General features: G+C 47.8%; 17 protein-coding genes. 10 read left to right on the top strand and 7 right to left on the bottom strand.

Going from position 1 to position 19,671, the window contains the following annotated elements; genetic code table 11:
- Positions 1-419: 419 nt before the first annotated feature.
- Together D0B88_RS08910 and D0B88_RS08905 are read left to right on the top strand one after the other, a co-directional pair.
- Positions 420-1,403: a DUF1852 domain-containing protein gene (locus tag D0B88_RS08910; RefSeq protein ID WP_151056628.1), complete on the top strand. Its 984-nt coding sequence runs from the start codon at positions 420-422 to the stop codon at positions 1,401-1,403.
- A gap of 105 nt (positions 1,404-1,508) precedes the next feature.
- A complete protein-coding gene (locus D0B88_RS08905) occupies positions 1,509-2,537 on the top strand; it encodes a methionine synthase (RefSeq protein ID WP_151056627.1) in 1,029 nt (342 codons plus the stop codon).
- A gap of 151 nt (positions 2,538-2,688) precedes the next feature.
- Here D0B88_RS08905 and D0B88_RS08900 read toward each other — a convergent pair whose 3' ends face one another.
- The 3 genes from D0B88_RS08900 to D0B88_RS08890 all read right to left on the bottom strand — a co-directional run bounded on the left by D0B88_RS08900 (position 2,689) and on the right by D0B88_RS08890 (position 7,034).
- Positions 2,689-3,393, bottom strand: coding sequence for a DUF1826 domain-containing protein (locus tag D0B88_RS08900; RefSeq protein ID WP_151056625.1), 705 nt, complete (start codon positions 3,391-3,393; stop codon positions 2,689-2,691).
- A gap of 29 nt (positions 3,394-3,422) precedes the next feature.
- Entirely contained in the window at positions 3,423-4,643 is a 1,221-nt protein-coding gene (gene zigA / locus D0B88_RS08895; protein ID WP_151056623.1) for a zinc metallochaperone GTPase ZigA, read from the bottom strand.
- A 177-nt stretch (positions 4,644-4,820) separates the two neighbouring features.
- Positions 4,821-7,034, bottom strand: a complete 2,214-nt coding sequence (locus D0B88_RS08890) for an alpha-glucuronidase family glycosyl hydrolase (protein ID WP_225318610.1) — start codon at positions 7,032-7,034, stop codon at positions 4,821-4,823.
- Between the two features lie 177 nt (positions 7,035-7,211).
- Here D0B88_RS08890 and D0B88_RS08885 point away from each other — a divergent pair, with 177 nt between their 5' ends.
- Complete coding sequence (locus D0B88_RS08885) at positions 7,212-8,351, top strand: endo-1,4-beta-xylanase (protein WP_151056619.1); 1,140 nt, start codon at positions 7,212-7,214, stop codon at positions 8,349-8,351.
- A 214-nt stretch (positions 8,352-8,565) separates the two neighbouring features.
- Here the strand turns inward: D0B88_RS08885 and D0B88_RS08880 are convergent, their stop codons facing one another.
- Entirely contained in the window at positions 8,566-9,648 is a 1,083-nt protein-coding gene (locus tag D0B88_RS08880) for an SGNH/GDSL hydrolase family protein (RefSeq protein ID WP_151056617.1), read from the bottom strand.
- 263 nt (positions 9,649-9,911) lie between these two features.
- Here D0B88_RS08880 and D0B88_RS08875 point away from each other — a divergent pair, with 263 nt between their 5' ends.
- Both D0B88_RS08875 and rnk read left to right on the top strand, forming a co-directional pair.
- Positions 9,912-10,508 (top strand): pentapeptide repeat-containing protein, encoded by a 597-nt coding sequence (locus D0B88_RS08875; protein WP_225318609.1) that lies wholly within the window; start codon positions 9,912-9,914, stop codon positions 10,506-10,508.
- A 227-nt stretch (positions 10,509-10,735) separates the two neighbouring features.
- Complete coding sequence (rnk, locus tag D0B88_RS08870; protein WP_007644295.1) at positions 10,736-11,131, top strand: nucleoside diphosphate kinase regulator; 396 nt, start codon at positions 10,736-10,738, stop codon at positions 11,129-11,131.
- Between the two features lie 169 nt (positions 11,132-11,300).
- On the opposite strand, the gene katG is transcribed toward rnk, so the two are convergent.
- Positions 11,301-13,490 (bottom strand): catalase/peroxidase HPI, encoded by a 2,190-nt coding sequence (gene katG, locus D0B88_RS08865; RefSeq protein WP_151056615.1) that lies wholly within the window; start codon positions 13,488-13,490, stop codon positions 11,301-11,303.
- A gap of 192 nt (positions 13,491-13,682) precedes the next feature.
- Positions 13,683-14,402 (bottom strand): glycerophosphodiester phosphodiesterase, encoded by a 720-nt coding sequence (locus D0B88_RS08860; RefSeq protein ID WP_151056613.1) that lies wholly within the window; start codon positions 14,400-14,402, stop codon positions 13,683-13,685.
- A 114-nt stretch (positions 14,403-14,516) separates the two neighbouring features.
- Here D0B88_RS08860 and D0B88_RS08855 point away from each other — a divergent pair, with 114 nt between their 5' ends.
- Positions 14,517-15,131 carry a mechanosensitive ion channel domain-containing protein gene (locus tag D0B88_RS08855; protein ID WP_050977082.1) on the top strand — a complete coding sequence of 205 codons (615 nt, stop codon included), beginning with the start codon at positions 14,517-14,519 and terminating at the stop codon, positions 15,129-15,131.
- A gap of 76 nt (positions 15,132-15,207) precedes the next feature.
- Here the strand turns inward: D0B88_RS08855 and D0B88_RS08850 are convergent, their stop codons facing one another.
- Positions 15,208-16,398, bottom strand: coding sequence for an amino acid aminotransferase (locus tag D0B88_RS08850; RefSeq protein WP_151056611.1), 1,191 nt, complete (start codon positions 16,396-16,398; stop codon positions 15,208-15,210).
- A 130-nt stretch (positions 16,399-16,528) separates the two neighbouring features.
- On the opposite strand from D0B88_RS08850, the gene cobT reads away from it, so the two are divergent.
- From cobT to cobC, 4 genes are all read left to right on the top strand, one after another.
- Positions 16,529-17,581, top strand: a complete 1,053-nt coding sequence (cobT, locus tag D0B88_RS08845; protein WP_225318608.1) for a nicotinate-nucleotide--dimethylbenzimidazole phosphoribosyltransferase — start codon at positions 16,529-16,531, stop codon at positions 17,579-17,581.
- 153 nt (positions 17,582-17,734) lie between these two features.
- Positions 17,735-18,517, top strand: a complete 783-nt coding sequence (locus tag D0B88_RS08840) for an adenosylcobinamide-GDP ribazoletransferase (protein WP_151056609.1) — start codon at positions 17,735-17,737, stop codon at positions 18,515-18,517.
- Complete coding sequence (gene cobU / locus D0B88_RS08835) at positions 18,514-19,035, top strand: bifunctional adenosylcobinamide kinase/adenosylcobinamide-phosphate guanylyltransferase (RefSeq protein ID WP_151056607.1); 522 nt, start codon at positions 18,514-18,516, stop codon at positions 19,033-19,035. The genes D0B88_RS08840 and cobU overlap by 4 nt, the downstream gene beginning before the upstream one ends.
- Complete coding sequence (cobC, locus tag D0B88_RS08830) at positions 19,032-19,646, top strand: alpha-ribazole phosphatase family protein (protein WP_007644306.1); 615 nt, start codon at positions 19,032-19,034, stop codon at positions 19,644-19,646. The genes cobU and cobC overlap by 4 nt, the downstream gene beginning before the upstream one ends.
- The last annotated feature ends 25 nt before the right edge of the window (positions 19,647-19,671 follow it).

Below are 19,671 nucleotides of genomic sequence, written 5' to 3'. Positions count from 1 at the left end.
CAAATTACCGCCCTTCAATCTGCTGAAGTTCGTAATCTCAGATTTTCTGCTTTTTCAAAACATTGAAGATGGGTACGACAAGCGATGGCCAACCAGGCCAATCAACAAAAACTCATTACACCAATTTACACAGGCAACGCTTTTATCCCAACAAGTTTTCGAGAGAATGACAAATGAATATGAGCATAACGAACGGAGGTTTGATTATGGCGATAACGAGCGATGGGGCGCAGTAAGTAGCCTACCTGCGCCTACAGCCCGCCCCCTGATCCACCAAGCCCCAAACACAACATGAATAAAATTCACATTTTCATGAATTTATATCGTTTTTATTCACTTTGCCATTCCAGTATAAAGACTACCTGTACTTAACCAGAGCCAATACCACCCTTGTCTCTTAAACAGGTTGCAATATCACCATGAACAACGATTTTACGTTTAGCATCAAGAGCATTTGTTTCGATGAGAACTATCATCCGGCAGACAATACGCGTGCCACTACCAACTTTGCCAATTTGGCGAGGGGTAATAGCCGGCAAGAAAACTTACGCAATGCGCTGAAGATGATCGACAATCGTTTTAATGCCTTGGCGCATTGGGATAACCCCAAGGGGGATCGTTATTCACTTGAGCTTGAAATCATTTCGGTGGAAATGGATCTTGATCGTGAGGGTAATGGTGATTCATTCCCTGCGATTGAAATCTTAAAAACTAATATTCTTGATCGCTACAACAACAGGCGTATTGAAGGCATTGTGGGGAATAACTTTTCTTCTTATGTGCGCGATTACGACTTTAGTGTGCTGCTGTTAGAGCACAACAAAAATCAACCGACATTCAGCATTCCCGATAATTTTGGCGATTTACATGGCAAACTTTTTCAGAGCTTTGTGAACTCAACTACCTACAAAGCACATTTTAATAAACCACCGGTGATATGCCTGAGTGTTTCCGATAACAAAACCTATCGGCGCACTGAAAACCAGCACCCGGTGCTGGGCGTTGAATACCAGCCCAATGAATCCTCGTTGACTGAACAGTATTTCAAGAAGATGGGCTTGGCGGTTCGCTATTTTATGCCGCCCAATAGCGTTGCGCCGCTCGCCTTTTATTTCTTTGGGGATCTGCTGGTTGATTACACCAACCTTGAATTGATCAGCACCATTAGCACTATGGAAACTTTCCAGAAGATTTATCGGCCTGAAATTTATAACGCCAATGCGGTAGCGGGAGCCTATTACAAACCCAATTTAAAAAATCAGGATTATTCATTAACCAAAGTGGTTTATGACCGCGACGAACGCAGCAGGTTGGCGATTGAGCAGGGGAAATTTGCTGAAAAACAATTCATCAAACCCTACCAGAACATTCTTGAGCAATGGTCTGCCAAGTACGCGTTTTAATTAGCCAATCTGCTGATTTTTTTGGATACCCGCATTCGCGGGTATGACGGGAAGTGAATATTTCAAAGCTTTCCGATAACTTTTAAATAGACAAGATTATTCACTATGAAAACATTATTGCCCACATCCACTGCTGGCAGCTTACCCAAACCTTCCTGGCTTGCACAACCTGAGACGCTTTGGTCACCCTGGAAATTGGAAGGTGATGAATTATTGGAAGGCAAACAGGATGCGTTGCGTTTGTCATTGCAGGAACAACAACAGGCAGGGATTGATATTGTTGGTGATGGCGAGCAATCGCGCCAACACTTTGTGACGACGTTTATTGAGCACCTGAGCGGTGTTGATTTTGCACAGCGCGAAACCGTTAGAATTCGCAATCGCTATGATGCGAGCGTACCGACGATTGTTGGTGATGTGTCGCGCCAGAAACCGGTTTTTGTTGAAGACGCTAAATTTCTGCGCAAACAAACTACGCAACCCATTAAATGGGCCCTGCCCGGCCCCATGACGATGATTGATACGCTTTACGATGGCCACTACAAAAGCCGCGAAAAGCTGGCTTGGGAATTTGCCAAAATTCTCAACCAGGAAGCGAAAGAATTAGAGGCGGCGGGCGTTGATATTATTCAGTTTGATGAACCTGCCTTTAATGTGTTTTTTGATGAGGTGAATGACTGGGGCATTGCGACCTTGGAACGAGCACTTGAAGGACTTAAGTGTGAAACTGCCGTACATATTTGTTATGGATACGGTATAAAAGCCAATACTGAATGGAAAAAAACGCTGGGTTCTGAATGGCGGCAATACGAAGAAATTTTTCCCAAGTTGCAAAAATCCAACATCGATATCATCTCGCTGGAATGCCATAACTCGCGCGTACCAATGGAACTACTTGAACTGATTCGCGGAAAAAAAGTGATGGTCGGTGCGATTGACGTAGCCACCAACACTATCGAAACACCCGAAGAAGTCGCCAATACGCTACGCAAAGCCCTGCAATTTGTAGACGCCGACAAACTCTGCCCCTGCACCAACTGCGGCATGGCACCTTTATCCCGCCATGTTGCTCTCGGCAAACTGAAAGCCTTAAGCGCAGGCGCGGAAATTGTGCGCAGGGAACTCACACGCTAGCCAATTGTACTGTGTGAATCCGCATAGATATCTGTAGATTAAGGTCAAACTATTAAACCAGGTATAGAATTTTTTATATACGGCAGGGAAATATTGGAAATGGATACCCGCGTTCGCGGGTATGACGAGATGTGCGAATTTCAGAACTACCCTAGCTCTCGATTAAATCACACGTCACCACCAATCGTTTTGGCTGTTGAGTGGTCGGCGCTGGTGAGCGGTGAATAATTCCTCTTCCTTCATTCCCTTCCCACAACTCGCCTTTGAATAAAGCCACATCACCCGCTGCCATGCGTTGGATGTGGCGTTCACTCGCGGCGATGGCACCGGGTATATTGATTTGGCTGGCAAACGCAGTGCCCAATGCAGCGCGATTGGATAATTGATCAGGCAGCCACTCAGTGGCCAAACCGTAATAGGTGGTGATTAAACGAATGGCGACATTATCGGTATGGAAACGCGGGCACATGGCGTGTTCGAGAGTATTGATGCGCAGGCCGAGAATTTTTGCATCGAACAAACAGGCAAACATATCCAGCACATGATGAATATCCGCATAAAACGCCGCCGCACCAATACAAGAACTTTGTTCGCCAATCAATACAGGTGGAAAGAATGCAGGCGGAAATACGCGTTGGATTTCTTCCATCAGTTGTTCGGGCGAACCCGATAATTTCAGTGCAATAGTTTTTGGTTTGCGCAGCAGCTCATCCACATAAGACTCAACCTCCTGCTGCAATTGGCGCTGCCAAATGGAAATGCTGATGGCATCTTCATAAATACGCGCGAGCACGGCGGGATCTTGATCGATTGCCCAATCATCACCCGCTGTTATTGATTGCAACATTACACTCATATCCGGATCCTTTATTAATAGGAATAAGCTTAGTGCGCGTGACCTTGCGTCCAAGTCGGAAACGGATCGGGTAATGTTTTCCAAAAATCCTGGCCTTTTAACACTTCCTCTTCGCTGAGCAGACACTGATCGAGCTGCGTGGTGACAAATTCTTTATCCAGATTTTGACCGATAAAGACTAACTCCTGACGCATATCGCCAAAAGGTTCCACCCACTTTTCCATAATGTAATTTACCTGCTCTTCGTCTTCCGGCCATTGCTCTTTGGGGATAGCTTTCCAGAACATTCCCGCAGCGCCATGTTGCGCAATACCACCCGCCTGACTCCACTGCCCTGCCCACTGGGGGCGGGATGCCAGCCAAAAAAACCCTTTTGAACGCAGTAACTTTCCTTTTACGGCTGGACTGGAGAAAAACTCATAAATTTTTTCCGGGTGAAATGGGCGGCGTGCATGGTAAGAAAAACTGCTGATGCCATATTCTTCTGTTTCCGGTGTGTGTTGGCCGCGCATTTCTTTTAGCCAGCCGGGCGCTTGCTGGGCTTTTTCAAAATTGAACTTTCCGGTATTGAGCACTTTGTTGAGCGGTACGTTGCCACGCTCGACGGGAATAACTTCGGCATCGGGATTCAACTTGGTTAAAATCGCATAGAGCTCTGCAAGTTTTTCGGCGGAAATTAAATCGGTTTTGCTGATTAACAATACATCGCAAAATTCGATTTGATCGACAAGTAAATCCGCCACATTGCGCTCGTCTTCTTCACCGAGGCTTTCGCCGGTTTCTTGCAGCGAGAGCGCATCGTAATAATCATTTAAAAAATTCACCGCATCGACAACGGTAACCATAGTATCCAGCCGCGCGACTTGGGAGAGACTTTGGCCGTCTTCATCCTCAAAAGTAAAGGTTTCGGCAATCGGCAAAGGCTCGGAAATACCAGTGGATTCAATTACCAGATAATCAAATCGTCCTTCTTTTGCCATGCGCGTCACTTCAATCAATAAATCCTCGCGCAAGGTGCAGCAGATGCAGCCATTGCTCATCTCCACCAATTTTTCTTCCGCGCGATTTAATTCGACCTGATTTTGGATCAATGATGAATCGATATTCACTTCGCTCATGTCGTTCACTATCACGGCGACGCGGCGGTTTTCGCGATTATTCAGAATATGGTTGAGCAACGTAGTTTTACCGGCCCCTAAAAAGCCGGATAAGACGGTAACAGGTAGCACGGTAACGGGAGGTAATGCCATAGGTTTAGCACACAAAGAAACGTTATAATATAACATTATCAACAAAAGATAGGCCGATGACAAGCATGAGAGGAGCGATGATCTAATTTAAGTAAGCGAGGGCTCAGGAAAGCCCTGTGCTCGAAAGCGTAAGCTATGAACACAGGTATAACAGGCGGGAAGATTTAACGACTTAAATTACTTGAGAACCCGGCTCGAACTCGCCGGATGCCATGGTTCAGGAACATAACGGGTGCGTGCAAGGGTTTTGTAATATTCCAAATCATGTTTGGGTTTTTCATAACCGGCGGGGATCGCTTTGCCGGAGTAGGTTTGGAAATAGAGTACACAGGAGTCGCGCCAGATGATTGCATCGCGCTCTTGTACTTTTAATAGGGCTTTCACTTGCGCAAAGCGCGCGGGGTCAACGTAGGCTTCTTGTGCATCCCACGCGGTTTGCATCGCGCGCACTTGCTCTACGCCTTCGTAGTATTTGTGCACTAACTCTTCCCACAGTGTGCGACCGGATTTCATTTTGTGATCCCAACTGACATGGTGGAACCAGAGCAATAATTCCTCCGGTACTGCGTTTACATCGCCATAAATTTTTGCCAAAGGTGCCGGGTATTGCGCGATAGCATTGGAGCCGGTTTTGGTGCGGTTAAAACCCAAACCATCTTTTGCAGCGCGGTGATAATAAATGGCGGTCCAATCAGGGCGCTCAGAATTTTCCGTCCAGGGTGCAGGGCCGTAGTGATCGCCTTGTGAATAGAGATGAGTCAGCCCTAAAGGCGAGCGGTAATTTACACCGGCTTCGCGTGAGATCATCATCAGCTCTTTCATTGGGTCGATAAATTTCTGCTCGTTGGAGAAAGTCATACGCAGCCATTCTTCGGCAGCTGTTTCTGCACTGATTTCGTGATCCCACGCCATGCGCCCAAAGGCATACCAGCTGGATTGTACAAAAGGGTGACCGGTCCAATTGCGATCGGTACCGGGATTGATCACCGCTGCCATGCCAGTGCGTTTGGTTTTAAATACTTTCCCTTCTAGAATGTTACCAATGGTTGAGCCTTCACCCTTCGCATAAGTTTCGGTGCGCAGCGATTCCTCAAACAACGGGCCTTGATACGCAAGGTGGGTGGCGAAACCAAAATATTCTTGGGTGACCTGAAACTCCATCATCATGTTGGTTTTTTCCATCGCGGAAAATAATGCGGAATAAGGTTCGCGCGGCTGGAAATCGATGGGGCCATTTTTGACTTGCAGGATGACGTTATCGGCAAATTTGCCATCGAGTGGTTTAAATTCATCGTAAGAGCCGCGGAAGCGGTCGCCAATGTCCGGGCTGTACACAAACGCCCTCCAGAACACCACACCATCAAAAGGTTCTAGCGCAGCGGCGAGCATATTCGCCCCATCGGCGTGATTGCGCTGGTAATCCTGTGGCCCTGGTTGACCTTCGGAATTCGCTTTTACCAAATAGCCGCCGAAATCCGGAATATATTTATAGACTCTGGCAGTGCGCTCTTTCCACCATTGCTGTACGCGCGGATCAAGTGGATCGGCGGTATCCAAATCACCAAATGCGCGTGGTGAATCGTAATTAATCGATAGGTACATTTTGATGCCGTAGGGGCGAAATACTTCGGCAAGCGCAGCAATTTTTTCTAAAAATTGATCGCTCAGAATACGCGGATCGGCATTCACGTTGTTCAGCACTGTGCCGTTAATACCAAGCGAGGCATTAATGCGAGCGTAGTCTTCATAACGTTCAGATTTATGATCGGGCAAGGTGCCCCAATCCCACAGCGACAACCCGGCATAACCGCGCTCAACCACGCGATTTAAATTATCCCAGTGATTCACTACGCGGTGCTGCAATTTGGGTGCACTGCGAATACTCAGGTTATCCAGTGATTGTTGTGTTTGCAGTAAACGTAAAAAATGAAAACTGCCGTAGAGCGCCCCCACATCGGTATTGGCTGCAATCACTAATGCAGTACGTTTATTAATTTTTTGCTCGGTAATTAAATAACCTTCATCACCCAATGCAGCGAGCTCAGTATTTAGCCCGAGCGCTGCAATCAGCGCAGAGTTGTTGGGAGTTCCAATCACCAGCGCATTTTTTGCAGGGTTTTTATTGGCGCTAGCAATAGGTTTAGCTAACAAACCACTCAAGCCGCGCTGCAATTCCGCAGCAGCTTTTTGCATAGTTGCCGAGTCGCCCTGCACCACCACTTGGGTGATTTGTTTGCGATAGGTTTTAAGCTGTTGCTCATTGCTAATTGGCTGATAGCGCAGCCACATTTCATAACCGTCCTCCGCATACGCATTACCGACGGCTATTATGGGTAATAAAAAAAACAACCAAGTGCATTTGATATAAGTATTGATATAGGTTTTAAACACTTCCACACCCCTCGTAAACGTTTCTTAATTTGCTGTCTCAGCATTTGCTGCGTATCTTATAGTCATCTAAAATATAACACTGGTATACAAGAACACCAAACGGCTTTTTATCCATGAAAATGTAAAGTTTTATTCACAACAAGCTCTCCACCACAATAAGTACACGAGGATCAACCTATGAATCTTTCACGTCGGAAACTTCTCGCACTGACCAGTGCGGGTATCGCGATGAGCCAGGCCAACAAGCTTGCGGCAGCCACCAAAGCGGCAGAGCAAACCGGGCTTAAAAATGCCTACAAGGATAACTTTTTAATCGGCGCCGCACTCAATGCAACTATTGCGAGCGGTGCAGATGAGCGCCTTAATACCTTGATTGCCAAAGAGTTTAATTCAATTACACCGGAAAATTGCATGAAATGGGGTGTACTGCGCGATGCCCAAGGCGAGTGGAATTGGAAGGATGCCGATGCGTTTGTTGCATTCGGCACCAAACACAACCTGCACATGGTAGGCCACACCTTGGTATGGCACAGCCAGATTCACGATGAAGTGTTTAAAAACGCCGATGGTAGTTACATCAGTAAAACCGCGTTGCAGAAAAAAATGGAAGAGCACATCACCACCCTCGCGGGCCGCTATAAAGGCAAACTTGCCGCCTGGGATGTAGTGAATGAAGCGGTGGGCGATGACTTGAAAATGCGTGACAGCCATTGGTACAAGATTATGGGCGATGATTTTATCTACAACGCCTTTACCCTTGCCAATGAAGTCGACCCCAAAGCGCACTTGATGTACAACGATTACAACATTGAACGCACCGGTAAACGCGAAGCCACAGTGGAAATGATCAAGCGCTTGCAAAAACGCGGCATGCCCATTCACGGTTTAGGAATTCAAGGGCATTTGGGAATAGATACACCGCCTATTGCCGAGATCGAAAAAAGTATTATCGCCTTCGCCAAATTGGGCCTGCGCGTGCACTTCACCGAGCTGGATGTAGACGTACTGCCTTCGGTATGGGAACTGCCGGTAGCTGAAGTTTCTACCCGCTTTGAATACAAACCCGAGCGCGACCCCTATACCAAAGGTTTGCCGCAGGAAATGCAAGACAAATTGGCAAAACGCTACGAAGATTTATTCAAATTATTTATCAAACACAGCGATAAAATCGACCGCGCCACCTTCTGGGGTGTAAGCGATGACGCAAGCTGGCTCAACGGCTTCCCGATTCCCGGTCGCACCAACTACCCACTGTTGTTTGATCGCAAACTACAACCGAAAGACGCTTACTTCCGTTTACTGGATTTAAAACGTTAAGCTCAAAATAAAAATCCCGCATCATTGAGTGATGCGGGATTTTTTAAAATACAGATCGATTTATCACTTGTACACTTCGTAGCTCGTTTGTCATTAGGATTTTTCATTTCGAAAACGCATGAATACCTCCTTGTAGCTCCCTCAAGTCGTCCCTGACTTGAGGGTTTCGAAATGAAAAATCCTAACGCCAAACTAAAAATTACAGTGGCACTATTTACCACTTCATTTTCTTTTCGATAAACGCTGTTAATAACTCTGCATTCGCCTTGTGTTGTGCGATACGTGGATGCTGACCGTAACCGTTAAAGGGAAAGAAAATAGTATCGATTTTCTTGTCATTATTTTCTTGCTGCATACGCGCTACCGCATCTTTTACATAACCCGGCCAGGTCGGATTAGCCGTTGCATCCATACTGCCCAATGCACAAATAATCTGCGCTTTAGGATATTTTGCGCGGATAGTGCGCACAAAATCCACGTAGGCTTGCACTCGCTGTGCATCACTGGGAATGGGTTGCAAACGTTTTTCACGGTCAACTAACCAACTATCGTTTTGAAACAAATTGATCACGACTAGATCCGGCGTCCAGCGCGAAAAATCCCATTGACTGTCATTATCCCCCACTGCATTTAGCTGATCGTAAAACTGCGGCATGATGAACGGAAACCAGCTGATCATAATGCCAATGCCGCTTTGCGAAATAGTATGCAGCTCAGCGTTTACATTGCGCGCCGTGATTGCACCATAGGCCCAGTAATTATTTTTTTCGCTGAGCAAATGATCTGCGCCATTATCTGCACCTTCATTGCCCATGCCGCTGGTGATGGAATCACCGTAAATTTCCATGCGGCGCTTGGGGCGCGCTGGCGGTTTAAGCAGGCTCGCATCCTTATCCAGCACTAGACCTTTGAAGTGGGTTGCGCCCTCCTCGCCTTCGGTGCGCTTGTAAATTTCCAGGCTGTGTTTGCCCGGTTTTAAGGCGGTGGAGATCACATAAGTATGCTCACCTTGTTTTGCCTCCAACACATAGGGGTGTTGGGTTTCACCATCGACTATCACATTAAAAAAGTTTTTGCCTAATTGATCGTCGAGCACAATCGCAAGCGAGGTGCCAGTGAAATTGGCTTTAATACTGGAACCCGGCCAGGAAAGTTGCGGGGATTTTTTATCACTAAAATCGATACGCCCGGTGTAAAGGTAATGCTGATTGTCGGCACTGATGGTTTGCACCGGCTCGGCCAGCGCGAAGCTGGAAAAGCACAGCGCGCCAATTAACAGGCTGTGGATAAATTTCATTGTAGTTCTCACGTCAGGTAGGGGTTGATGTTTTGCCGTCCAACATATGGATCTTGTTATAGCCAGTCATATTAATCGGCACCGACTACAAATACCATTGTCTGATCACTAAGAAGCGTAAACCCGCGCCGCCACGTTGCTCACAGAAAACGCGATATAACAAGACTGTTTTTGCAGCGCTTTACGTGCGAACATTCAAGCTATTCCCCGGCACGCAAGTACTGAGCCTAGGCCAGTGATGGTTAATAGCACACGGCAAAAGCATGATGATAGAGAATAGCCACGAATACTTTTCTAAAACTTTCAATGCCCTGGATGCAGCTGGAGAATCTTTTACCGAAATTCTCTTTGAAAACTGTATTTTTGAAAACAGCAATTTCTCCGACACACGCTTTTACAAATGCAAGTTTGTCGATTGCATCTTTACCAATACCAACCTGAGCAATATAAAAGTTGACTACAGCCGGTTTTTAGATACACGCTTTCACGAATGTAAATTAGTCGGTGTGGATTGGACTAAAGCTGACTGGCCCCGTTTTCACTTTTCATCACCACTAAAATTTACCCAATGTATTTTGAATGACACTTCTTTTTTTGCGCTGAGTTTGAGCGAATTACAGTTGGAACACTGCAAACTTCACGATGTGGATTTTAGAAATGGTAATTTTTCCAAGGCAAATTTTACCTACAGCGATTTCACCAATAGCTTGTTTATGAAAACAAACCTGAAGGAGGCAGATTTTAGTGAGGCCGAAAATTATGACATCGATATTTTTAATAACCAGATTACCGCTGCGCGCTTTAGCCGACACGAAGCAATCAGGCTGCTAAACAGTCTGGATATCGAACTTGTCGATTAAAAAAGCAGCGCTTGCCAAAGCAAACAAGGCTTGCTATGGTTTGCCCATGAACTATTGCACTGCACTGCACATTTCACCTCTTTCTTCCGCGCCGGAATGCAATTCCGTTCGCGCCTTCGTCGTATTTGGCGATTAAGTTACCGCCCACTTAATCGCCGAAAAACCACCCCACTTTATTTTTTTCGCACAAGCAGCCTGATGGCCGCTTCTTATTTTTTGGAATTATTATGAGCAGCAAAAAAGCAAGCGCTTTGGTCATTGCCAAAACCGATTATTTACGTCTTATGCAATTGATTGAAAAAACTGACAGCGACGCGGCAGATGCTTTGGATTTGGAAATTAGCCGCGCAAAAATTGTGGAAGATGCCAAGTTACCTGCTGACGTAGTCGCAATGAACTCCACCCTCACGTTTAGCGACTTGGATTCTGCCGAAGAAAAAACCATTCAACTGGTTTACCCGCAAGATGCCGATGTAACCCAACTGAAAATCTCTGTGCTTTCACCGGTTGGCAGCGCGTTAATTGGCCTAAAAATTGGTGGTGCCATCGAGTGGCCAGTACCACAGGGAAAAGTTCGCCGTTTAAAAGTAATTGCAGTGGAACAACACAAGCAAGAAGCCTGATCCAACTCCGCGAATTCAAGCTGTTGAGTTCTATATACTTCTATTCGCGGGTATGCCGAAAAATAGTATTCCTAAGGTTTCCCCAAAAGCAAAAGGCCGATGACAATGCCATCGGCCTTTTGCTTTTTACTCACCGGTTAGTTTGTTAACCAATTCGTGCAACAGGTAGTTATTTCAAATCGAACCGATCTGCATTCATCACTTTCACCCAGGCTTTTACGAAGTCTTTTACAAACTTCTCACGGTTGTCGTCTTGTGCATAGACTTCCGCGTAGGAGCGCAGGATGGAGTTGGAACCGAATACCAGATCTACACGTGTTGCAGTCCATTTCACATTGCCAGTTTTGCGTTCAACAATGTTGTAGCTGTTTTTACCGGTAGGTTTCCACTGGTAGCTCATGTCAGTCAGGTTTACGAAAAAGTCATTACTTAATACGCCAACTTTATCGGTAAACACGCCGTGCTTGGTGCCACCATGGTTAGTGCCCAGTACACGCATGCCGCCAATTAATACAGTCATTTCCGGTGCAGTTAAGCCCATGAGCTGCGTGCGATCTAACAACAACTCTTCGGGTTGTACTACATAATCCCGTTGCACCCAGTTGCGGAAACCATCGTGAATAGGTTCCAGCGGCGCAAAAGATTCTGCATCGGTTTGCGCTTCGGTAGCATCACCGCGACCGGCAGCAAAAGGTACGCTGATATTGACACCGGCATCTCTCGCCGCTTTTTCAACGGCTGCAGTACCGCCCAACACAATTAGATCAGCCATGCTGACTTTTTTGCTCAAACCGGATTGGATGCCGGCCAGCACGCCAAGCACTTTTTGCAAACGTGCAGGCTCATTACCTTCCCAATCTTTTTGCGGCGCAAGACGAATACGCGCACCGTTGGCACCACCGCGGAAATCCGAACCGCGGAAAGTGCGGGCACTGTCCCAGGCAGTAGCAACTAATTCCGACACACTCAAACTACTACTGAGGATTTTTGCTTTCAGCTCGGCAATATCATCACTGCTGAGAATGTAATCCACCGAGGGAACCGGGTCTTGCCAGATTAAATCTTCCGTAGGTACGTCAGCACCCAAGTAGCGCGCTTTTGGTCCTAAATCGCGATGCGTTAATTTAAACCAGGCACGTGCAAATACTTCGGAAAAATACGCCTGATCTTTCGCAAAGCGTTCTGAAATTTTGCGATATTCCGGATCGACTTTCATCGCCATGTCCGCGTCAGTCATCAACGGCATGCAGCGGATGGAAGGGTCTTCCACATCGACTGGTTTATCTTCTTCTTTAATATCTATTGGTTTCCACTGCCATGCGCCCGCCGGGCTTTTAGTCAGCTCCCACTCGTGATTCAACAGCATTTCAAAATAGCCGTTGTCCCATTGGGTTGGGTTGGTTGTCCAAGCGCCTTCAATACCACTGGTCACAGTATCGCGGCCAATGCCACGGGTTTTGTGGTTGTTCCAGCCCAAGCCCTGCTCTTCTACATCGGCCGCTTCCGGCTCTGGCCCCAAATTCGCGGCACTGCCATTGCCGTGCGCTTTACCCACGGTGTGACCACCGGCGGTGAGGGCGACAGTTTCTTCATCGTTCATCGCCATGCGTGCAAAAGTGATGCGAATATCGTTAGCGGTTTTTTGTGGATCGGGATTACCATCCACACCTTCGGGGTTTACATAAATCAGGCCCATCATCACTGCAGCTAATGGGTTTTCCAAATCGCGCTCACCAGAGTAGCGAGAACCTTCACCGCCACTTTTGGCCAGCCATTCTTTTTCCGAACCCCAGTAAATATCTTTCTCGGGGTGCCAAATATCTTCGCGGCCACCACCAAATCCAAAGGTTTTCAGCCCCATGGATTCATAAGCCATATTGCCCGCAAGGATCATCAAATCCGCCCACGAAAGCTTGTTGCCATATTTTCTTTTGATCGGCCACAACAGGCGGCGGGCCTTGTCCAAATTACCGTTATCCGGCCAGCTATTGAGTGGGGCAAAACGTTGGTTGCCAGTGCCAGCGCCGCCGCGGCCATCGGCAATGCGGTAGCTACCCGCGGAGTGCCAAGCCATACGGATAAACAGGCCGCCGTAGTGACCCCAATCGGCGGGCCACCAATCCTGGCTGTCAGTCATCAGGGCTTTGAGATCGTTTTTAACGGCTTGCAGATCAAGCTTTTTGAATTCTTCGGCGTAGTTGAAATCATCGCCAAGCGGATTGGTCTTGCGGTCGTGTTGATGCAGGATGTCGAGGTTCAAGGCATTCGGCCACCAGCTCATCACCGATTTGCTCGACTCGGTATTAGCACCGTGCATTACCGGACATTTTCCGGCTGTGTTGGTATCTTTATTGTCCATAACGCTCTCCTGTGTTGGCATTAATTGAGTAGGCTCATCACCTGGTACAGGCTTACCTTAGGCCAAAACAATCAATATAGTAAATTTATATTAAATAACTCATTAATAGCCAAAGTCTATTCTTAAAGAATTGCAGCAATTAGTCCTGCGCGAAGAAAAGTTTAGAAGAACTTAAACGAAACGCCTTTGGCATCAATCAAAAAGTTGTGTAAATGCCAGCAGTGCATCCGGTTTATCCGTGAATACCGCATCTACCCCTAACTGCTGCATTGCTCGCCAATCGTCCTCGTGGTTGACGGTATAAACCCAATTTTTCAGGCCGCGTCGCTGTGCATCAACCATTAATTCGTGGGTGACAAAACTCAAATGGGTATTAAAGGAATAGGCCTTGAGTGGCTCGCAACAAGCGGCGTAATCCAGCGGAATTCCCTCTATTAATACACCGCGTTTTACCTGTGGCATTTGCTGTAAGGATTGAAACAATTGCTGATGGTCAAAGCTGGATACACAATATTGTTCGTAATTACCCCGGTGGGAATAAATGTGATCATCCAATACCTGCGCCAATATCGGCACTGTATTTTCACCTTTTATTTCAATATTCAGCAGCGCTTTTTCACCCACCAATTCCAACACCTGTTGCAAACGGGGCATGGGCTCACCGTTAGCCAGGTGTTGCGCATTTAAGTAATCGAGCGACTGAGCAGTGATTATTCCCTGACCGGATACTACGCGCCCCAAGCGACGGTCATGGGTAACAAACAGTTCACCGTGAATTTGAAAAACATCAATTTCAACCGCATATACGCCCAAGTCGAGCGCGCGCGTTATGGCAGCAAGGCTATTTTCCGGCAGTGGCGCAGGCCCGGCCAAAGGGCCGCCGCGATGGGCGATACACAACAAAGGTTTCATAAAGCACTCGTTCAGCTGTTAGGTGGGTATAATGTGCGAACGAGTATGGCAGTCGTTTATTGAATCAGCAACGCAGGTGCCGCAGTGGATCATTTACCAACATTTCAGGAAACTATGAATTTTTTACAAGAGATAACCAATCACGGTGTCTTCTCCAAATTAATTATTATCTTCAGCTGCATTATTGTTTTTTCGCTTGCATCTAAATTACTTGATCGCATTATTCACGACGTCAGCGTGCGCCGTGCACTGGGCGATTTGCGCGTGCTCTACATTACCCGCCTGATGAAAATCGGCATGGTGTTTTTGTGTATTGTAGTGATGTGTTTAGTGCTGGGTTTGGGGTATAGCGAAATATCGGTATTCCTCTCCTCGATTTTCGCAGTAGTAGGTATTGCACTGTTTGCGCAGTGGTCGATTTTAAGTAACGTCACCGCCAGCATGATTATCTTTTTCAGTTTTCCCTATAAGGTAAACGATCGGATTAAGATTTTGGATAAAGACGATGACATGAGTGGCGTGATTGTAGAAATCACCATGTTCCATGTGATCCTGGAACGGGAGGACGGCAATTTAATCACATACCCCAACACGCTGATTTTACAAAAAGCAGTCCTAAAAATAGATCATGAATTAAAAGAAAATCACACCGAAGAAAAAATTCGCTTGGTACAGCGCGAGTTGGAGTTTAGCGCCAGTGAACCGGAAAAAATCAAGCAGCAGTATTAAATATCTTAATCCGCACCCAATAAAAAAGGCGATCCACAAAAATGAGGATCGCCTTTTTTTACCACAGGTTGAACAACTAGAGCACCGCCACAATCGCCCTACTCACGTAATCCATTTTCTCCACCGTTAAACCGGCCACGCTGATGCGGCTGGTATCGGTCATGTAAATGCTGTAATCATTTTTGAGTTGATGTACTTGCGCGACTGTCAGCCCCAAAAATGAAAACATGCCGCGTTCCTGGGCGATAAAACTGAAATCCCGCGCTTGCTGTAATCCCCGTAAAGATTCAACCAATTGCACGCGCAAACCGGCGATGCGTTCGCGCATTTGGGTAAGTTCGGTTTGCCACATCAGGGTGAGTTCGTCGCTGTGCAGAATGATGTCCACAATGGTTGAACCGTGTGCGGGTGGCATGGAGTAAATTGCACGCGCTACATTTAATACTTGGCTCAAGCCTGCGTCCGCTTGTTGCGGAGTCGCAAATACCAAACTCAACGCCGCTGCACGCTCTCGATACAAGCCAAAATTTTTGGAAAAAGAAGTCGCCACAATCATTTCTGGTACACGACTGGCCAACATGCGCAGGCCGTAGGCGTCTTCCTCGAGACCTTCGCCGAAACCTTGATAGGCCATATCCACAAACGGAATGATGCCGCGTTCTACCAACACATCCGCTACTTGATCCCATTGCGTGGGGGTTAAATCCGCACCGCTGGGATTGTGGCAACAAGCGTGTAACAACACCAAATCGCCGCGCGGGATTTCCTTGAAGGTATTAAGCATGGCGGCGAAATCGATACTGTGGGTCGCGTAATCGTAATAGGGGTATTCGCGTAAGGTGAGGCCAGCGCTGCCCAAAAGTGGAATATGGTTGGCCCAGGTTGGGGTGCTTACCCAAAGGTTAGCGCCGGGTTTGGCGCGCTGGATCAATTCCGCCGCTACCCGCAGTGCACCGCAACCGCCGGGGGCTTGCACAGTGCGCACCCGCCCTGCGTCCACCGCCGGGTGCCCCACACCAAATACCAATTGGGTCGCGACTTCATTCGCGCCCGGAACACCCGCCGGTGGGGTGTAGGCTTTAGTGGAGTCGCGCGTTATACGCAGTTTTTCCGCTTCGGCCACGGCGCGCATAATCGGGGTTTGGCCCACATCGTTTTTATAGACACCCACCCCCAAATCCACCTTGTTGGGATTGGTATCCTTCGCGTAGGCAATGCTCAAGCCCAAAATAGGATCATTCGGCAGTAACGACAGGGTTTCAAACATGGCGGGCTCCAATCAAATAGGGGTAGCGGACTGTGTTGCGGGGCGCGATTATACGCGCAAGCTGTGAAAGAGGTTAAGTTGCTCCTGCGCCTGTGATAACTTGCCCGCCCCGCTAGCAGGAACACTTTCCATGACAATCCATACCGCTATGACGATGAACTGGCAAATCAGCCCGCTTAACCGCGCCAACGAAGCAGACATTCAAGCGCGCATCAACCAAAAAACCAAACCCTTGGGCGCCCTTGGCCAGCTTGAACAGCTAGCCATGCACATTGCGCTGGTGCAGCAGAAAGCGCGCATCAGTATTGAGCGCCCATTGATGTTGGTATTTGCAGGCGACCATGGCATTGCCGAAGAAGGGGTGAGCATTGCACCGAGCAGCGTCACCCAACAAATGGTGCTGAATTTTTTAGCGGGCGGCGCGGCGATAAATTGTTTTTGCCGCACCAACCATTTGCCGCTCAAGGTGATCGACGCGGGCATTAAATACGAAATCAAACCCGCACCTTCGGCGTTAATTGTGCAACGTATTGCCGCCGGAACGCGCAACCTCGCGTTTGAAGCGGCGATGACTCACGCGCAAGCCGAACAGGCATTATTTCTGGGTAAAACCATCGCGGAGCAAGAAATTGCGGCGGGTTCGAATTTATTGGCCTTTGGCGAAATGGGCATCGCCAATAGCAGTTCAGCGGCGGCAATTTTGGCCGCATTGAGCGGTGCCCCCGTCGCCCAATGTGTGGGTAAGGGCACGGGCATTAACGATGAACAGTTAGCGAAAAAAATCGCACTGGTGAGTCAGGGGGTTGCGCGTATTGCGGATAAATCCCCTTTGAATGTACTCGCGGAAGTAGGTGGTTTTGAAATCGCCCAAATTTGTGGTGCCATGCTCGCCACGGCGCAGGCGCAAAAATTAATTCTGGTAGATGGTTTTATTGTGAGCGCTGCGGCGTTGCTCGCGGTTCACTTTAATCCGAATGCACGCGACTATATGATTTTCGCCCACAAATCCGAAGAGGCCGGGCATCAATTATTGTTGCAATTATTAAACGCACAACCCCTGCTGGATCTAGGTTTGCGCTTGGGCGAAGGCACAGGCGCCGCGCTCGCATTACCACTCATTCAAGCGGCGACCAGTTTTTATAATCAAATGGCAACCTTTGAAAGCGCTGGTGTAACGGTTTAAAAAATTACGATTGACTGCTTCGATCTTTCAAGAGGAGGAGCAGATAGCCCTGCAAGACTGTCGGAGACAGGGACGTCGACGACAAGCCTACATGGATGTATTCACGGCGTGTCTTGCAGGGCTATCTGCTCCTCCGACACGCGACCAGGTTTTATGAAAAAACAATTCAATTTATTTTTCCTCGCACTGGGATTTTTCAGCCGTATTCCCATGCCAGCGTGGGTTGAATATTCACCGGAATTACTCAATCGCTCCAGCCGTTACTACACCGTGGTCGGTTGGTTATTGGGCGCGTTGGTAGCAGGCGTTTACGTCGCGGCGAGTCAGGTTTTTTCCACACCTGTCAGTATTTGGTTGGCGATGGTTTTTAGCTTGCTGCTCACCGGTGTATTTCACGAAGACGGCCTTGCCGATACCGCCGATGGTTTTGGCGGCGCGTTTGTGCGTGAGAAAAAATTATTGATTATGAAAGACAGCCGCATTGGCAGTTATGGCGCCGCTGCATTGGTGATGGCGTTGTTGGGTAAATATCTATTACTCGCTGAAAGCCACACTATTGCACTGAGCTTGTTAATTGCTTACGCGCTCTCGCGCACACTCGCGGCCAGTCTAATTTTTACCATGCCCTATGTGGCCGATGAAGACAGCAGCAAAAGTAAACCCCTTGCCAATAATCAATCAAAAACCGATTTTTTAATTCTCGTAATTACCGCGCTACCCATTTTTTTACTGCTGCACTGGCAAGCAGCCAGTGCAGTAATCATTGCATTGTTAATACTGCGACAATTAATAAAAATGTACTTTATGCGGCAGATTGGCGGTTACACCGGCGATTGTTTGGGTGCGGCGCAGCAAGTGAGTGAACTGCTGATTTATGCGGTGCTGTTGTTGTGTGGCGTGGCTAGCGCAAAATATCTACCAGGATTTTTATTATGATCACCTTGGTATTGGGTGGCGCGCGCTCGGGTAAATCGCGCTATGCGGAACAGCTCGCCAGTAACAGTCAGCTGCCGGTGCTGTATATTGCTACCGCCACCGCACTGGACGAGGAAATGAGCGCGCGTATCGCGCATCACCAAACACAGCGACCCAGCGAGTGGGCGCTTTGCGAGTGCCCATTACAATTGGCAGAAACACTTGCCCGTGAAAGCCAAAAACCGCAATGCATTTTGGTGGACTGTTTAACACTTTGGCTGAACAACCAACTCTTTCACTACCCGCAACAGGATTTCTCCCTGCTGTTTAAACAGCTCATCGATTCACTACAGAACAGTCAGGCACAGATTATTTTTGTCGCCAATGAAGTGGGCTTGGGCATTATTCCGCTCGGCGAAATCAGTCGCCAATTTGTGGATGAAGCAGGTCGGCTAAATCAAGCACTGGCACAACGCGCAGACACCGTCTTTTTTATCGCCGCTGGTTTGCCCCTGCAATTAAAAGGCAATGCTGTATGAGCAATCGCCTTATTACCCTAATCCGTCATGGCAAAGTCGATGGCCCCGCTGCACTCTATGGCCGTACCGATATCGCATTGAGTGATGCTGGCCGCACAGATTTACAGCGCGCCCTTAGGGCAATTCATCAACAAACCGCAATCGACCAAATTGTCAGCTCACCCTTACAGCGCTGCGCGAGCGTCGCACAAGAATTTAGTGCGCAATATGAATTACCGCTGTTGATCGAACCGGATTTGCAGGAAATGAATTTTGGCCGCTGGGATGGTATCGCTTTTGATGCCTTGGGCGATGAATGGGACAAGCTCGCACGCTTTTGGGATTCACCCGCCACCGCGCAAGCGCCCGAGGGTGAAGCGCTGCAAGATTTTGCAGCACGCGTAATTAGTGCCTGGCAGCAATTAATTTGTAGCTCCACCGCAGCGCACCAAGTGATTGTCTGCCACGGTGGGGTAATCCGCATTATTATTGCGCACATTTTAAAACTGGATGTGGGCACACCCAGTTTGTTTCAACAATTGCAGATAGATTACGCAAGCCAGACGCGCATAAGCATCGACAACTATGATCAAGCGCAACCAGTAATCAACCATATCGGTCTTAAAACCTAATGCGCGCTCAAAAGTGAGAGCAGCA

This window comes from Cellvibrio sp. KY-YJ-3, assembly GCF_008806955.1.
In the GTDB taxonomy this organism is placed as follows: Bacteria; Pseudomonadota; Gammaproteobacteria; order Pseudomonadales; family Cellvibrionaceae; genus Cellvibrio.
The sequence above is the reverse complement of the archived record's forward strand: the minus strand, read 5'-3'. Positions and strand labels throughout refer to the sequence as shown.

Bases quoted from the DNA above. Each gene is read 5' to 3' on its own strand.
- D0B88_RS08910 (WP_151056628.1), top strand. From the start codon at position 420: ATGAACAACGATTTTACGTTTAGCATCAAGAGCATTTGTTTCGATGAG.
- D0B88_RS08905 (WP_151056627.1), top strand. From the start codon at position 1,509: ATGAAAACATTATTGCCCACATCCACTGCTGGCAGCTTACCCAAACCT.
- D0B88_RS08900 (WP_151056625.1), bottom strand. From the start codon at position 3,393: ATGAGTGTAATGTTGCAATCAATAACAGCGGGTGATGATTGGGCAATC.
- zigA (WP_151056623.1), bottom strand. From the start codon at position 4,643: ATGGCATTACCTCCCGTTACCGTGCTACCTGTTACCGTCTTATCCGGC.
- D0B88_RS08885 (WP_151056619.1), top strand. From the start codon at position 7,212: ATGAATCTTTCACGTCGGAAACTTCTCGCACTGACCAGTGCGGGTATC.
- D0B88_RS08880 (WP_151056617.1), bottom strand. From the start codon at position 9,648: ATGAAATTTATCCACAGCCTGTTAATTGGCGCGCTGTGCTTTTCCAGC.
- D0B88_RS08875 (WP_225318609.1), top strand. From the start codon at position 9,912: ATGATGATAGAGAATAGCCACGAATACTTTTCTAAAACTTTCAATGCC.
- rnk (WP_007644295.1), top strand. From the start codon at position 10,736: ATGAGCAGCAAAAAAGCAAGCGCTTTGGTCATTGCCAAAACCGATTAT.
- katG (WP_151056615.1), bottom strand. From the start codon at position 13,490: ATGGACAATAAAGATACCAACACAGCCGGAAAATGTCCGGTAATGCAC.
- D0B88_RS08860 (WP_151056613.1), bottom strand. From the start codon at position 14,402: ATGAAACCTTTGTTGTGTATCGCCCATCGCGGCGGCCCTTTGGCCGGG.
- D0B88_RS08855 (WP_050977082.1), top strand. From the start codon at position 14,517: ATGAATTTTTTACAAGAGATAACCAATCACGGTGTCTTCTCCAAATTA.
- D0B88_RS08850 (WP_151056611.1), bottom strand. From the start codon at position 16,398: ATGTTTGAAACCCTGTCGTTACTGCCGAATGATCCTATTTTGGGCTTG.
- cobT (WP_225318608.1), top strand. From the start codon at position 16,529: ATGACAATCCATACCGCTATGACGATGAACTGGCAAATCAGCCCGCTT.
- D0B88_RS08840 (WP_151056609.1), top strand. From the start codon at position 17,735: ATGAAAAAACAATTCAATTTATTTTTCCTCGCACTGGGATTTTTCAGC.
- cobU (WP_151056607.1), top strand. From the start codon at position 18,514: ATGATCACCTTGGTATTGGGTGGCGCGCGCTCGGGTAAATCGCGCTAT.
- cobC (WP_007644306.1), top strand. From the start codon at position 19,032: ATGAGCAATCGCCTTATTACCCTAATCCGTCATGGCAAAGTCGATGGC.